Origin of the sequence: Streptomyces sp. BK340 (assembly GCF_007827595.1) — a bacterium.
In the GTDB taxonomy this organism is placed as follows: domain Bacteria; phylum Actinomycetota; class Actinomycetes; order Streptomycetales; family Streptomycetaceae; genus Streptomyces.
In genome coordinates, this window is record NZ_VISR01000030.1 from 26,403 (window position 1) to 39,969 (window position 13,567).

Consider the following 13,567-nt stretch of genomic DNA (forward strand, 5'->3'; position numbering starts at 1 on the left):
GATGGCCCGTGCGGGACTCACCGTCGACCGACTGGTCGCGTCCGCCGCCGACCTCGCCGACGAGGTGGGCTTCGAGAGCGTCAGCCTGTCCGCGCTGGCCCGGCACTTCGGGGTGAAGGACGCGAGTCTGTACTCGCACGTCCGCAACCTGAACGACCTGCGCACCCGGCTCGCCCTGCACGCGGGCGGCGAACTGATCGACCGGATCGCGGTGGCCGTGGCGGGCCGGGCCGGGAAGGACGCGCTGACCGCGTTCGCGGGCGCGTACCGGGCGTACGCGCTCGACCACCCGGGCCGGTACGCGGCCACCCAGATCCGCATCGACCAGGCCCTGATCGCCGACTCCCCCGCCATGCGCCGCACGGCCGAGATCACCTACGGCATGCTCCGGGCCTACGGCCTCGACGAGCCGGATCTCACGGACGCCGTACGCCTGCTGCGCAGTACCTTCCACGGCTACTGCGCCCTGGAGTCAGCGGGCGGCTTCGGCGCGGCCCGGGACGTCCAGGCCTCCTGGGACAAGGCGGTCGACGCCCTGCACCTCGCCCTCACGCACTGGCCCCGGGAGGGGAAGAACGATGACTGAGCGCCTGTCCTACGACGTCACGGGCAGCGGTCCCGTGCTCCTGCTCGTGCCGGGCGGTGCCGGGCACCCCATGGGGCTCGGCCCGTTCACCGAGCGGCTGGCGCACCGCTTCACCGTGGTGACGTACGACCCGCTGGGCCTCGCCCACGGCCGGCTCGGCCTGCCGGTCCCGGACCAGCGCCCGGCGGACTGGAGCGAGGGGGCGCACCGGGTACTGGAGGCGGTACTGCCCCCGGACGAGCAGGCGTACGTGTTCGGGACCAGCTCCGGCGGCATCGCCGTCCTCGAGCTGCTCGCCCGGCACCCGCGGCGGCTGGCGCACGTGGTGGCGCACGAGCCGCCGTGCGTGACGGTGCTGCCGGACGGCCGGGAGCGGCGGGAGGAGCTGATCGGTCAGCTGGACGGACCCGGACGGCCACCGGCCGAGGGCGCTGACGCGACCCCGATGGGTGTCTTCCTCACCCATGTCCTGCGCCCGTTCTCCGCCCACGTCCCCGCGATCACCGCTGCCGGGGACCGCCTCACCCTGGCCGTAGGCACCGACTCGCGTGGCCAACTCCTTTACCGTACCGGTGAGTTGCTTGCGGAGCGGTTCGGCTGTCCCGCGGTGGAGTTCCCCGGCGGGCATCTCGGCACCCTGGATCACGCCGAGGAGTTCGCCGACCTGCTCGCCGAGACGCTCCTCTCCAGCGCGCGCACCTCGTCGTAGGAGGGTGTCGTACCGCCCGGCGCCCGCCCGGCGGCGATGTCGGCAACGGCGTCCAGGGCCGCCCCGAGCGCCCGCCGGTACAGCAGCGAGCCGAGGCTGACGCGGCGGACGCCGAGGCCGGCGAGCTGGGGCACGGTGGGCCCGGCGGGCGAGTAGAGGAGGTTGAGCGGGGCGTCGATGTGCCGGACGAGGGTCTCGATGCGCCCGGGGTCGGTCAGGCCGGGCACGAACACCCCGTCGGCGCCCGCCTGCCGGTAGGCGGCCAGCCGACGCAGGGTGTCCGCCTCGTCGCCGTCGCCCAGCCAGTACGTGTCCGTACGGGCGTTGACGAACAGGCCGGGCACGGCGTTCTTCACCGCGGCGATCTTCGCGGCGTGCGGCTCGGTCGCCCCGAGCCCGTCCTCCAGGTTGATGCCGACGACCCCGACGGCCCACAACTGGCGTGCCAGCTCGACGACTTCGCCGGGGTCGTCGGAGAATCCGTCCTCGGCGTCGACGGAGAGCAGGTAGGGCTCCGAGCCGAGGGTGAGGGCGAGGCGCAGGGTGTGTTCCCGGGTCGCGGCCTCACCGTCGGGCAGTCCCACGGCCGCCGCCACGGCGAGACTGGTCGTGCCGATCGCGGAGAACCCACGGGCCGCGAGGGCGGCGGCCGAGGCGTGGTCCCAGGCGTTGGGCAGGAGCAGCGGCTCGCCGGGGCGGTGGTGGAGTGCGGCGAAGGACGTCACGGCAGGCTCAGCGGTCATGCGTCCACGCTAGACACAGCTTGTTTCGGTACTCGCCGAAACAAGCCGGGGCGCCGCCTACTCCCCGCGCTCGGCCTCGCTGCGCTCCACGCAGAACTCGTTGCCCTCGGGGTCGGCGAGGAGCGCCCAGCCGGTGCCGTCGGGCTTGCGGTGGTCGTCGACCAGGGTGGCGCCGAGGGCGAGCAGCCGCTCGACCTCCTCGTCACGGGTACGGTCCTGCGGCTGGAGGTCCAGGTGGACACGGTTCTTGACGGTCTTGGGCTCCGGCACGGTCACGAAGAGGACGCCGGCCGCCTCGATCAGAGCCATCGGATCCCCCGGCTTGTCGTCCTCGTGCAGAGGCTGGCCCAGGGCCTGGGACCAGAAGCTGCCGAGGGCGTAGGCGTCGGCGCAGTCGATCGTCACATGGCGGATCTTGGAAGTCATGCCTCGGATTCTGCTGGGCACCCGCAGGAATACAAAACGAGTTCGGCAACCTTTCGCGGCCCGGCGGCCACCGAAGGGCATGGCATCTGCACGACGCACGACACGTCACCGCCGCGTCCGCGTGGCGCGCAAGCCCACCGTCGGCGCCCTCTCGGCGGCCGGACCGCTCGCCGGTGCGTGGTACGCCACCGCCGGGGCGGCGACGACCACTCCGCCCGACCTCACCGTCACCTCCGTCCTACGCGACCGGGCTCAGCAGGGCGTCACCGACCACGACGACGCTGCGGATCGCCCGTCTGACTCCGTGAACCGGAAGTTCCTGACCTCGCCCGAGGACGCCCAGCGGACGCTCAGGCCGTGGTCCCCCAGCACCTCCACGGCCGCCAGGTCCCGCAGGGGCAGGGGGTGGGGCTCCGCGGTGAGCCGGGCGAGGGCGACGAACAGGGTGGGGGTGTCGCCGGTCGTGCCGGAGAGGGCGAAGCCGTCCGACAGGCCGTGGACCGGGACGAGTTCGGTCTGCTCGTCCTCCCAGGGCACCCATCCGGTGACGTGCACCTCGGTTCCGGGGTCCGCTCCCGCCACCAGATGGGCCCGCACCTCCACCGCGCCCTTGGCGACGACGAGGCTGGTCACCTCCGCCCCGGAGCCCGCCTCGCACCGGGAGGCCGCCCAGTCCTCCCCCACGCCCAGGGGCACGATTCCCGTGCGGGTCGGGTCGCCGCCGACCATGACGATGTTGTCGGGCGGGGACCCGAGGGGCTGCGTGACCGTGGAGTACGCGAACCGCGTGTAGTACGGGTCGTAGCGGATGTCCTCGCTGCCGTGGTTGTGGAGGCGGAACACGCCGTCCGAACGGGTCGACTGCAGAAGCCAGTTGGGACCGCCGATCGGCGTCACGGCGTCCGCCCGCTCCGCCGGCCCCGGCTCCTCGGCCGCTGTCCAGACTTCGTGATCGGAAGGCAGCAGCAGCCCCAGGAATCCCTTGCTCGCCCAGTACGGGGACGCGGGCCCCGAGTAGGTCTGCAGGACGGCCTCGTCCGGGCCGTGCCAGCCGAGCGTCAGCAGACCGTCCGCGTCCACGGCTCCCCGGTCCAGAAAGTACTTCAGCGCCCCGGAAGCCAGCCGCCGTGTCTCGCCCGCCGCCAGTGGCGTACGGCCCGTGAGCGCGCCCAGCCACAGCGGGGCCGCGGTCGCGAACCGGTACGTCAGCGAGCGGCCCTGGTGCATGGGTGCGCCGTCGCCGCCGAACAGACGGGCGTAGTCGGCGAGATGGCGTTCGAGGCGGCCGCCGTACAGGTCCAGCAGCTCGGGGTCGTCGGCCAGCCAGGCGTGCAGCACCGGATACAGGTGCATGGCCCAGCCGTTGTAGTAGTCGTACTTGCGGCCGTCGCCGTCGGTGTACCAGCCGCCGCCGACGTACCAGTCCTCGATGCGCTCCAGACCACGGTCGATCGCCTTGCGGGCCGCCTCGGGTGCGTGGCCGGTCTCCGCGAGGAAGCCGCCGACGGTGACCGGGAACAACTCCCAGTTGCAGGGCCAGGGTTCGGCGGTGAGCGCGTCCGTGAGCCAGGCCGCCGTCCGCTCGCGCACGGACTGGTCCAGGCGGTCCCACAGCAGGGGCCGGGTCAGCCGCAGGGCGAGGGCGATCGAGGCGGCCTCGACCAGCGGCTGGCTGCGGTCGGCGACCTGCGGCCAGACGCCGCCGGGACCGGCCGCGAGGCCCTCGGCGTACCGGCCGAGCACGGTCTCGTCCCGGCGGAAGGCGGCCAGCAGCAGGGTCCGGGCGTATCCCTCCAGGCCGTCGGAGAGGTGGCCCGCGTGGCTCACACGGTCGCCGGGGAGGTGGTAGAGGGCGCGGTCGGCGGTGGCGTACGGCTCGACGGCGGCGAGCAGGGCGTCGGCGGCGGCTTCCCAATGGGCGCGGGTGTAGCCGGTGTACGGGCTCGCGGAGCGGTCGTCGGCGGGCAGTTCGATCACGGCGGTGGCTGTCCTTCCTGGCGGGCCTTCAGTGCCCGGGATTCGGGGCCCGGAGCGCCCGGGCTCCGGCGGTCCTGGGACGCTCCGGTTCCGGCCGGGGCGCCCCAGGAGTTCATCCCATCCGCACCCTGCCCTCGGGCACCAGACGCAGGGCGAGGAGTTCGTCGCGGACCAGTCCGGCGTAGACGGTGGCGCCGTGCACGGAGGTGTGCGTGTTGTCCCGCTTCTCGTAGTAGAGGTAGAGCGCCTTGGAGCCCTCGACGCCGAGGGACTCGACCAGCGCCTTGGTCTTCGCCGTGAGGTCGATCAGCGGGACGTCCTCGGCGGCGGCGACGGAGCGGATGACGGCCGGGAGGTCGACGCCGAGGCCGTTGACCAGCAGGGCGGTGTTGTTGTTCAGGGTGCCGTCGGCGTTGAACCAGCGGCGCACGATCGGGGTCACGAGCACCGGTTCGCCGCCCCGGTCCCGGATGCCGGCCACCAGGTTTTCCAGGTTCGCCCGGTAGGTCGCCCCGTCGGTGGTCTTGTCGTTGTGGGCGAGCTGCACGAGGACGAGGTCGCCGGGGCGGATCAGCGGCTGGACGGTGGCCCACAGCTGCGGATTATGCAGGTAGGTGACCGTACTCTCCCCGGAGTCCGCGTAGTTGGCGACGGAGACGCCCTTGCGAAGGTACTGCGGGAGCTGCTGGCCCCAGCCGGAGTACGGGTCGCCGGGCTGGTCGCAGACCGTGGAGTCGCCGATCAGGATGACCTGCCGGGCGTGTCGGGCCGGGGTGACCCGGATGCCGGCGAGGGCGGGGGCGGAGCCGCCGAGGGTGAGGTCGAGGCCGGGGGTGCCGGCGGGGCCGGTGGGTTCGCCCTCGGGGGTACGGACGTTCACGGTGAAGCTGCGCGTCACCCGCTCCCCGGCCGCGACGGTGGTCTCCGGGAGCAGGGAGCGGCGGGTCTCACCGGCGACACTCGTGCTCGACGCGGCCTCGCCGCCGAGGGTCACCCGGACGTCGTACGTGCCCGGCGGGACGTCGAAGTGGCAGACGGTCGCGGTGCAGTGGTCGATACCGAGGACTCGCTGCCGGCCGTGCGCCTGGGCGGGTGCGGCCGACAGTGCGCCACTCAGGGTGACCGCCGCCAGCAGGGCGATGCCGATACGTCTCACTCGGGGCTCCTCCGTCACGCCGACAAGGTGGCGGCTGGACCGTACCGCCATCGGCAAGCGCTTCCTAGTCCCTGAAGCATTTTCTCAAGACTGCCAACCCTCGGGCGCTGAAAGCCCTTTCGCGAATTCGATTCGACTGTCACCCTGCCAACACCCGCACCCGCACCCCCACCCCACCCGCTTCCCAAGGAGCCACCCCATGCCCGCAACGGAGAGCAGTTCGGTCGCACGCCGTACCTTCGTGCTCGGCGCCGCGACCGCCGCCGGGTCCGCGGCCCTAGCCGGCCCGCTCGCCCCGGCCGCCCCGGCCGCCCCGGCCGCCCCGGCCGCCCCGGCCGCCGGCTTCGGCTGGAGCGACGACGGCTCGAACTACGTCGTCGACACCGGCGCGAGCCTCGTGTTCAAGGTCAGCAAGACCAACGGCGACCTGACCTCGCTGGCCTACAAGGGCACCGAGTACCAGGGCTACGGCGGCAGGAACTCACACGTCGAATCCGGCCTCGGCACCTCGACGGTGACGATCACCCAGTCCGGGGCGACGATCCTGATATCCGTCACCTACGGCACCCTCAAGCACTACTACGCGGCCCGCGGCGGCGAGAACAACGTCTACCTGTGGACCAGCAAGGCGGACACCTCGGTGAGCGCCACCCGCTACATCGTGCGCGTCAGGGCGGGACTGTTCCTGAACGACGAACCGGATTCCTACACGTACACGAACAGCACGATCGAGGCCTCGGACGTGTTCGCGAAGTCCGACGGGCAGACACGGTCCAAGCACTACTCCAAGCTGCGGGTCATCGACTACGACTACATGGGCTGGACGACCGGCAGCGTCGGCCTGTGGATCGTTCGCAGCAACCACGAGAAGGCCTCCGGCGGCCCGTTCTACCGCTCGCTGCTGCGCCACCAGAGCGCGGACGGCGGCGGCCTGTACGAGATCCTGTACTACGGCGAGAACCAGACGGAGGACCAGCGGTTCGGCCTCCAGGGCCCGTACGTCATCGCGTTCACGGACGGCGGTGCCCCCTCCTCGTCGCTGCACCACGCGAACCTCACCACCTCGTGGGCGGACTCGCTCGGCATCTCCGGATACGTCGGCGCGAGCGGCCGGGGCCGGGTGGCGGGCGTCGGGATCTCCGGGCGGAACACGGCATACGCGTACACGGTCCGGCTGGCCAACTCCTCGGCACAGTACTGGGGTTCGGCGCGCTCCTCGGACGGCTACTTCTCCATCGCGGGGGTACTGCCGGGGACGTACACCCTCACCGTCCACAAGGGCGAACTCGCTGTCTGCGCCACCTCGGTGACGGTCACGGCCGGCGCAACCACCACCCTCGACACGATCACCGTCCCGTCGTCCAACGACCCCTCCAACGCGAGTGCGATCTGGCGCATCGGCGACTGGAACGGCAGCCCGGGCGGCTTCAAGAACGCCGACCTGATGACGTACGCGCACCCGTCGGACGTACGCGCCGCCTCCTGGACCGGCAACGTGGTGATCGGCAGTGGCAGCGAGACGTCCGCCTTCCCCTGCTACCTCTGGAAGGACGTCAACAGCGGCCTGCTGGTCTACTTCAAGCTGACCGCGGCCCAGGCCGCCGCCGCGCACACCCTGCGGATCGGCGTGACGACGGCCTACGCCAACGGCCGGCCGCAGATCACCGTGAACGACACCTGGACCTCGGCGATCCCCTCCCCGCCCGCCCAGCCGAGCACCCGCTCCCTGACCGTGGGCTCCTACCGGGGCAACAACCACACGTTCACCTACAGCATCCCGGCGAGCGCCTGGCGCACGGACACCGGCCAGTACAACGTGCTGAAGATCGACGTGGTGAGCGGTTCGGGGACGACGGGTTATCTCAGCGCGGGCACGGCTGTCGACGCGATCGATCTGCTGGCCTGATCCCGGCAATGTGGCCGTCCTCGACCGCCACCGGCTGGAGATGAAGTCCGGCTCGCAGCCGCTGACCTGAACGAAGCCGGGACCGGCGGCCGGGAGGTCGCACGGCGGCTCAGAGTGCCCCGGATGCCGGCGCCCTGCACGCGCCGCAGTTGGGCGACGCGTACCCTGGAGACCTCCACCGGGTCTCCGACTCGGTCCACAGTGCAGCACCTCGTCTGCCATCCGCAGGTGTGTTCGACTCCGACGCCGTCAAGGATCTCTGGCTCATCCTGGTGCCGCGGCCAGGGCGCCACAGCGCTTGAGCGAACAGGCCGGTTCGGCTCCTCGTCGACAGTTCCAGTAGTGCGACTGCGCCCGGCCGTGGCACGATGCCGGGCGGGGAGAGGGGGACGCGATTCTGTCGGTCGTCGCGAACATCGTGATCGGGCTGGTGACCAGCCTGCTCGGCGGCGGGTTCGTCTGGTTGTGGGAACGAGCCAAGCGCACGCGGGCGGTGAACAGGCGCGCGGCCTTCTTCGGCGTCCTGCCGGGGCAGACGTGCCTGATCGTGCTGGGCAGCAAGTACAACGCACCTGGCACCGCGCATTACCGGGATGTGCGGGCGGTCGTGGAACTGACCCTGCTCGCAGGAGAGTTGGGCTGCGAGGTCGCGGTGGAGGCCGGTGGCTTCCGCGGCAGCAACGGCGATCGAACCGAGTTCTGCGTAGGCGGCCCCGCCGGCGACTCCAACATCCGCACCGGCGGCCATCTCGCCGCCCATCTGCCCGGAGTCACCATCCGCCCCTACCTCGGCAGCCGTCAGGACTCGGTAGCCATAGAGGTCGGCGGCGAGAAGTTCCTGCTCGACCGGGGCACGCAGGAGTACGCCCTGGTGGCGAAGTTCACGCCCACGGAGTCGAGCCGTCCGGTCTTCCTGGTCTGCGGACAGACATCCATGGCCAACCTGGCAGCGATTCACTTCCTCCGTCGCGCGTATGCGCGGGTGGCCACGGAGTTGTCCTCGCTGGAGCGCTTCTGCATCCTGATCAAGATCTCTGACATCGGAACCTACGAGTTTCATCGCGCAGAGCTGGAACGGGATGTCACCGCGGCCGCGTTCGCGCATTGACGGCACTCACCGTTCCGGGACCTCACCGAGCACAACGGCGGCTGCCCGCCCCCATGTCACCCGCTGGGCGAGTTCGTTCCGGAGTTCCGCTGCATGCCCGAAAGCGGCGTCGCGGTCCCGTAGCTTCCGGTCGATGGCCCGCGCCCAGTTGGCCGTGTCCTTCTCGTCGTCCCGTGTAAGTTCGACGACGAACCTGCTTGCCTGCTCACGCCCGAGTGTCTCCCGCAGCAGATCGGCGAGTCCGCTCTGCGAGCCCACCAGAACCGGAATTCCCTGGGTGATGGCCTCAAGCCCGACCAGGCCGAACCCCTCCTTCCTGGAGGGCATGATCACCAGGCTGGCGGTGTCCAGATCGTCGTCGATACGAGCCTGCTCCGACGTATAGGGGCGGACCACGACCTCCAGCCCCGGACTCGCGGCCCAGCGCACGATGTCCGACCTCGCCATGTCCACATCGGCCTCCGGGGCTCCGCGCACGATCAGCCGGACATCCTCAAGACCATCCTGGTGCTGCCATTCCGCGACCTGACCGCAGGCCGCCGCGGCGACGTCGACGCCCTTGAGGTGGGCGTCCTCGGCGCGGCCCAGCAAGACGACCCGCAGCGGCTCTCCCTCGGGTGGATTACGGTCCCCCGCATTCGGCACGGCGGAGTCGAACCCCGGATCGAGGCGCGCGGGGAGTAGTCCGGCCGGGCTTTTGACCTCGGCAAGGAACTGCTGGTGGAGCCGGGGTCCCACAGCGACCAAGCGATGGGCGGTCTTGCCGAGCGCCCGCTCGATGCCAGTGCGTTCCTCGGCCCGCAAGCCCGCGTCGTTGGCCCGGTCCGGCTTGTACCACTCGATGTCGTCCGGAGCCATGTGCACGAAGTGCAGGCGCCGAGCGGTGGGAAAGAAGTCTTCGACCAGTTTCTCGGCCGCGGGTCCGGTGATCCGGCCGTGGCCCAGGACCAGATCGGGCTCGGTACCCGGGGGCAGTTTCGGTCGGCTCGTCAGGCGCACATCCTCGGAGGCACCGGGCCTGGGGGAAGTAGGAAGCAGGGTGACATCGGCTTCCTTGGCGGAGGCTTCCTCGGCGTCGCTCGCGTCGAGCACCACACAGAACACCTGTGCTCCGGCGGCGGCCAGCGCCCGGCACAGTTCACGGTTGAACGTACTGAGCCCGCCGTGGGAGGAGGCCCACTCGGTGGCCACGGACAGGACGACCGGAGGACGGCCGACGGGTGCCGTCGTACTGGGGGTGTCCGCCTGCGGGTGCGTGGCCTGCGCCGTCGCCGCGGGAACGACGCCGAGTGCGCAGCGGGCGCGCTGCACTGCCTGGACGAGATCGACGTCGGTTTCCTGGCGCAGTGTGGTGACGTCGTCGGGATCCGGCAGCAGCAGGAACCGGACCAGGAAAGTGGGCATCGAGATGTTGTTCAACTCCGCGGCGGACTTGGCGATTTGCTCGGCGGCGAGGTCCTGGTTGCCGGTCAGGAGGTGAGCCATCGCGGTGTTGTAATGACCCAGCGCGCGGTCCCACGGCTCGTCGGCCAGTCCGAGGGCGCGATCGGCCAACTCGAGCGCGTCGGCCCCGCGGCCGGTGGCAAGGCTGAGGTAGGTCAGACAATTGGCCTGCTCCCAGCCGGGATTCAGGGCGAAGGACGACTGGAAGCGGGCCTGGGCACGTTCGACGTCACCACATGTGTACGCGTCGAACGCGGCGAGAAGGTGGTTCTTCGCCAGTTCTGCCCGGAGGTGCCCCGTGGCCTTCTGGAACCACGCCTCGGCCGGCCAGGACCGCAGGGGCAGGCGAACGCGGTCAGCGACGAGTCGGCCGCCGAGTGTCGCGATCCGGTCGGCAGTTGCCTTGAAACCGTCGGTGTCGGCCAGCGAGACATCGTCCGAGTCGGCCGCGAACAGCCAACGTTCGACCGTGTGGTTGAGGTAAGTACAGGTGACGGTGGTGAGGTCGAGGGCCGCGGGTTCGCCCGCTTTGAGGATCGCGTAGTGAAGGTAGTCGACCGGCGGGACGCTGTCCGGCCCGGCTGCGGGCAGTGTCTCCAGCGCCCGGAAGCTCTCTTCGACATCCTCCACGTTCATCTGGGAACCGAATGTCACGTAGAACTGCAGGGGTCCCTGGGCGAAGTCGAGCAACAGTCCGTTCAGTTGGCCGATCAGCATGCCCCGGACGTCGGTCCGGCTGGTGATGGCCCGGGCGTGGGGCGCCTTGCCGATGGTGCTGGCGGTCCAGAGCCGTGCGTAGACCTCGTCGAAGAGTTCAGTGTCGGTGGCGAAGCGGAGGATGTCCTCCGGCGCAAGGATCTCCTGCGCGACCAGCTTCTTCCTGAACTCGTCGCACTCGTCACGCGTGATCTCCGGCGGCCCGGTCATGCAGTAGGCGAACCAGGCCTCGTCCGGTGTCGCGTGACCCAGCGCCGACGTCAGAACGTTGAAGGCGATCAGCTCGCGCGGGTTCATCGCGCGCACGGCACGGATCAGCGGCCGGTCCAGGACGTCGCGGCCGCCCGACTCCATGCGACGGCGGATGCCTTCGAGTACTTCGGGTGTGAGTACCAAGTTGTCTGCGAGGCCGCGCTGGAGGCGGGCGAACATCTCGTGGCAGTACAACTGGATCTCGTACGGATTGCCATCTGTCAGCTGCCTCAGAGAGGTCACGAGATCGCGCCCGCCCAGGCCGTAGATTCCGGCGTTGTGGAGGGGGCGCACGATGCAGTCCTCCACGTCGTCGCGCGCAGCAAACCCCCTGACCTCGATCTCCTTGAACTGCCGGAGGATCGGTGAGTGCACGTCCTTGATCCGCTCGACGAGGCCGGCCGTACCCGCGAGCACCAGCACCAGCCCGTCGACACGTGTGGTGAGGGAACGCAGGACCGACAGCGCGCGGACGTCCTGGGCGATCAGCTGTGCTTCGTCGACCAGCAGGGCAATGGGATGCCCGAGCAACTGTCTGAAGAAGGAGAGGTCGGCCCGCAGTGCCGCCTCCGGCACCCGCCCCCCGGCCTCCGCGAGGGCCACCGCCTCTGGAAACTCCAGCGGGGACACGGCTGCCGCGCCGCCGGCCCCAGCCATGACCCGCCGCACGGCCGGCCCGTCGAATGAGAGCTCCCTACCGCTCCGCCTGACCTCGGCCACGACCGCCGGGACCAACTCGTCGTACAACTTGCGGAAGAAGGTGATCGGGTCCCCGTCGCCCTCGATCAACTCCACCCACGCGGTGGTCAGGCCGCGCGCCGCCGCCATCCGTTCCGTGGCGTAGAGCAGGCTCGTCTTCCCGGCGGCCCGCGGCCCGTGCAGTGCGATGCAGACCGACGGCCGGTCGACGGCCGCTTGGGCGAGCTCGTACTCGATCGTCGTGACCTCCTCGCCTCGCCCGGCGAAGACGGCGGCATCACGCACCGGGTTTCGGAAGTCGTACGGATTACGCAACTGGGATATGTCCACGGGCCCCCTCACCTCATGTCGATCGTACGATCCGCACGGCAGATGGAGGGGGCGGTTCGGGTGGCCCACCGGAGCGGACAGTGCCGTGCAGATCGGTCCTTGTGGTCAACTACTGCGTGTCCACTGCTGGTTCGTCCCCCCGTTACAGGCGTACGTGATGACCGCCGCAGAGTTGGCGGTGGACGCCCCCGACACGTCCAGGCACTTGCCGCTCGCGCGGGCCTTGATGTTCACGTGGGAGCCGGAGGTCACGATCGACCACTGCTGGGCGGTCGCGCCGGTGCAGTCCTCCTGGGTGACGTCGGAGGCGTTCTCCTGCAGGCACAGGGAGCTGCCGCGGCCCGGCAGCTCGTAGTAGCCGTTGCCCAGGTCCTTGAACCACCACTTCTGGTTGGCGCCGCCGTTGCAGGTGTACTGACTGATGGCGGCCCCCTGCCAGAGGGACTGGCCCGGCACGTCGGCGCACTTGGAACTGTGCCTGGCGACAAGGGTGTTGTACGTGGCGCTGGTGCCGGTGACCGTGCCGGTGGCGGTGTCGGCCGTGACCTCCGGGGACCAGGACAGGGACATCGAGGTGGAGGCCGGGAAGACGAGCGGCAGCCACACGTACCGGGAGTCGTTGACCGTGCCGCCGAAGGAGTTGCCCCAGCGGTCTCCCATGTACAGGTACGCCGTGCCCGAACTGCCCTGCACGGGCAGGACGTACGCGGTCTGGGAGCCGTAGGCGGTGGAGTCGCCCACGTTCGCCCACGCGGTCCAGGGGCCGGTCAGGGAGGTGGCGGTGGCGTACTGCTGCTGGTTGGGGTTCCAGCCGGTGGCGCCCGACGTCAGCATGAAGTACACGCCGTTCCGCCTGAACAGCGCCGGTGCCTCACGGTGGCCGCCGGGCCAGGGATCGGCGAGCAGGCTCTCGATGCCGGTGTAGTCGGCGGTCAGCCGGTAGATGTTCAGGTCGTAGTTGTTGTTGGCGGCCGAGACCAGGTAGGCGGTGCCGTCGCTGTCGACGTAGGTGGTCAGGTCGCGGGACATGTACTGGCCGAGCGGGCGGAGACTGCCCTGGTAGGTGTAGGTGCCGTCGACGGTGTCGGAGACGGCGACGGCGGCACGGGCCTCGCTGTAGTCGACGCCGTTCTCCTTGTGCATCCACATGACGAACTTGCCGGTGGACGCGTTGTAGATGACCTTGGGGCGCTCGATGTAGGCGGTGGCCAGCTCCGTGGCGGAGGACTGGGACAGGACGTGGCCGCGGAACTCCCAGCTCTTCAGGTCGGTGGAGCGGTAGGCGTCCACGTAGCGGAAGGTGTTGTCGGCGTTGCGGTCCTCGCCGAACCAGTAGTAGAAGGAGCCGACCTTGATGACCCCGCCGCCGTGAGCGTGCAACGGGTTGCCGGAAGTGTCCGTGAACCGGGTGCCGTTGGTGATCGTCTGCGGCGCCGCCTGGGCGGGCCCGGCGGTCGCCGGGGTGGCGGCGAGGGCGCAGCACAGGGCGAGCAGGAGGGCGTACGCGCGTCTCAT

General features: G+C 70.4%; 10 protein-coding genes. 4 read left to right on the forward strand and 6 right to left on the reverse strand.

What is annotated here, in order from left to right; all coding sequences use genetic code 11:
• The first annotated feature begins 1 nt into the window (after window position 1).
• Window positions 2–586: a TetR/AcrR family transcriptional regulator gene (locus tag FB157_RS37845; RefSeq protein ID WP_145885257.1), complete on the forward strand. Its 585-nt coding sequence runs from the start codon at window positions 2–4 to the stop codon at window positions 584–586.
• On the forward strand, window positions 579–1,295 hold the full coding sequence (locus FB157_RS37850) for an alpha/beta fold hydrolase (protein ID WP_145885258.1): 717 nt from the start codon (window positions 579–581) through the stop codon (window positions 1,293–1,295). The genes FB157_RS37845 and FB157_RS37850 overlap by 8 nt, the downstream gene beginning before the upstream one ends.
• On the opposite strand, the gene FB157_RS37855 is transcribed toward FB157_RS37850, so the two are convergent.
• The 4 genes from FB157_RS37855 to FB157_RS37870 form a co-directional block, all read right to left on the reverse strand.
• Window positions 1,229–2,038 (reverse strand): isocitrate lyase/phosphoenolpyruvate mutase family protein, encoded by an 810-nt coding sequence (locus FB157_RS37855; protein ID WP_145885259.1) that lies wholly within the window; start codon window positions 2,036–2,038, stop codon window positions 1,229–1,231. The genes FB157_RS37850 and FB157_RS37855 overlap by 67 nt on opposite strands.
• A 57-nt stretch (window positions 2,039–2,095) precedes the next feature.
• Window positions 2,096–2,464, reverse strand: coding sequence for a VOC family protein (locus FB157_RS37860; protein ID WP_145885260.1), 369 nt, complete (start codon window positions 2,462–2,464; stop codon window positions 2,096–2,098).
• A gap of 252 nt (window positions 2,465–2,716) precedes the next feature.
• Window positions 2,717–4,438 (reverse strand): DUF2264 domain-containing protein, encoded by a 1,722-nt coding sequence (locus FB157_RS37865; protein ID WP_186581877.1) that lies wholly within the window; start codon window positions 4,436–4,438, stop codon window positions 2,717–2,719.
• A gap of 115 nt (window positions 4,439–4,553) precedes the next feature.
• A complete protein-coding gene (locus tag FB157_RS37870) occupies window positions 4,554–5,597 on the reverse strand; it encodes a rhamnogalacturonan acetylesterase (protein WP_145885262.1) in 1,044 nt (347 codons plus the stop codon).
• A 199-nt stretch (window positions 5,598–5,796) separates the two neighbouring features.
• Here FB157_RS37870 and FB157_RS37875 point away from each other — a divergent pair, with 199 nt between their 5' ends.
• On the forward strand, window positions 5,797–7,503 hold the full coding sequence (locus FB157_RS37875) for a rhamnogalacturonan lyase B N-terminal domain-containing protein (RefSeq protein WP_145885263.1): 1,707 nt from the start codon (window positions 5,797–5,799) through the stop codon (window positions 7,501–7,503).
• 430 nt (window positions 7,504–7,933) lie between these two features.
• Window positions 7,934–8,611 (forward strand): hypothetical protein, encoded by a 678-nt coding sequence (locus FB157_RS37880; protein ID WP_261386800.1) that lies wholly within the window; start codon window positions 7,934–7,936, stop codon window positions 8,609–8,611.
• Between the two features lie 6 nt (window positions 8,612–8,617).
• Here the strand turns inward: FB157_RS37880 and FB157_RS37885 are convergent, their stop codons facing one another.
• Both FB157_RS37885 and FB157_RS37890 read right to left on the reverse strand, forming a co-directional pair.
• Window positions 8,618–12,052, reverse strand: coding sequence for a glycosyltransferase (locus FB157_RS37885; protein WP_145885265.1), 3,435 nt, complete (start codon window positions 12,050–12,052; stop codon window positions 8,618–8,620).
• Between the two features lie 105 nt (window positions 12,053–12,157).
• Window positions 12,158–13,567 carry an RICIN domain-containing protein gene (locus FB157_RS37890; RefSeq protein ID WP_145885266.1) on the reverse strand — a complete coding sequence of 470 codons (1,410 nt, stop codon included), beginning with the start codon at window positions 13,565–13,567 and terminating at the stop codon, window positions 12,158–12,160.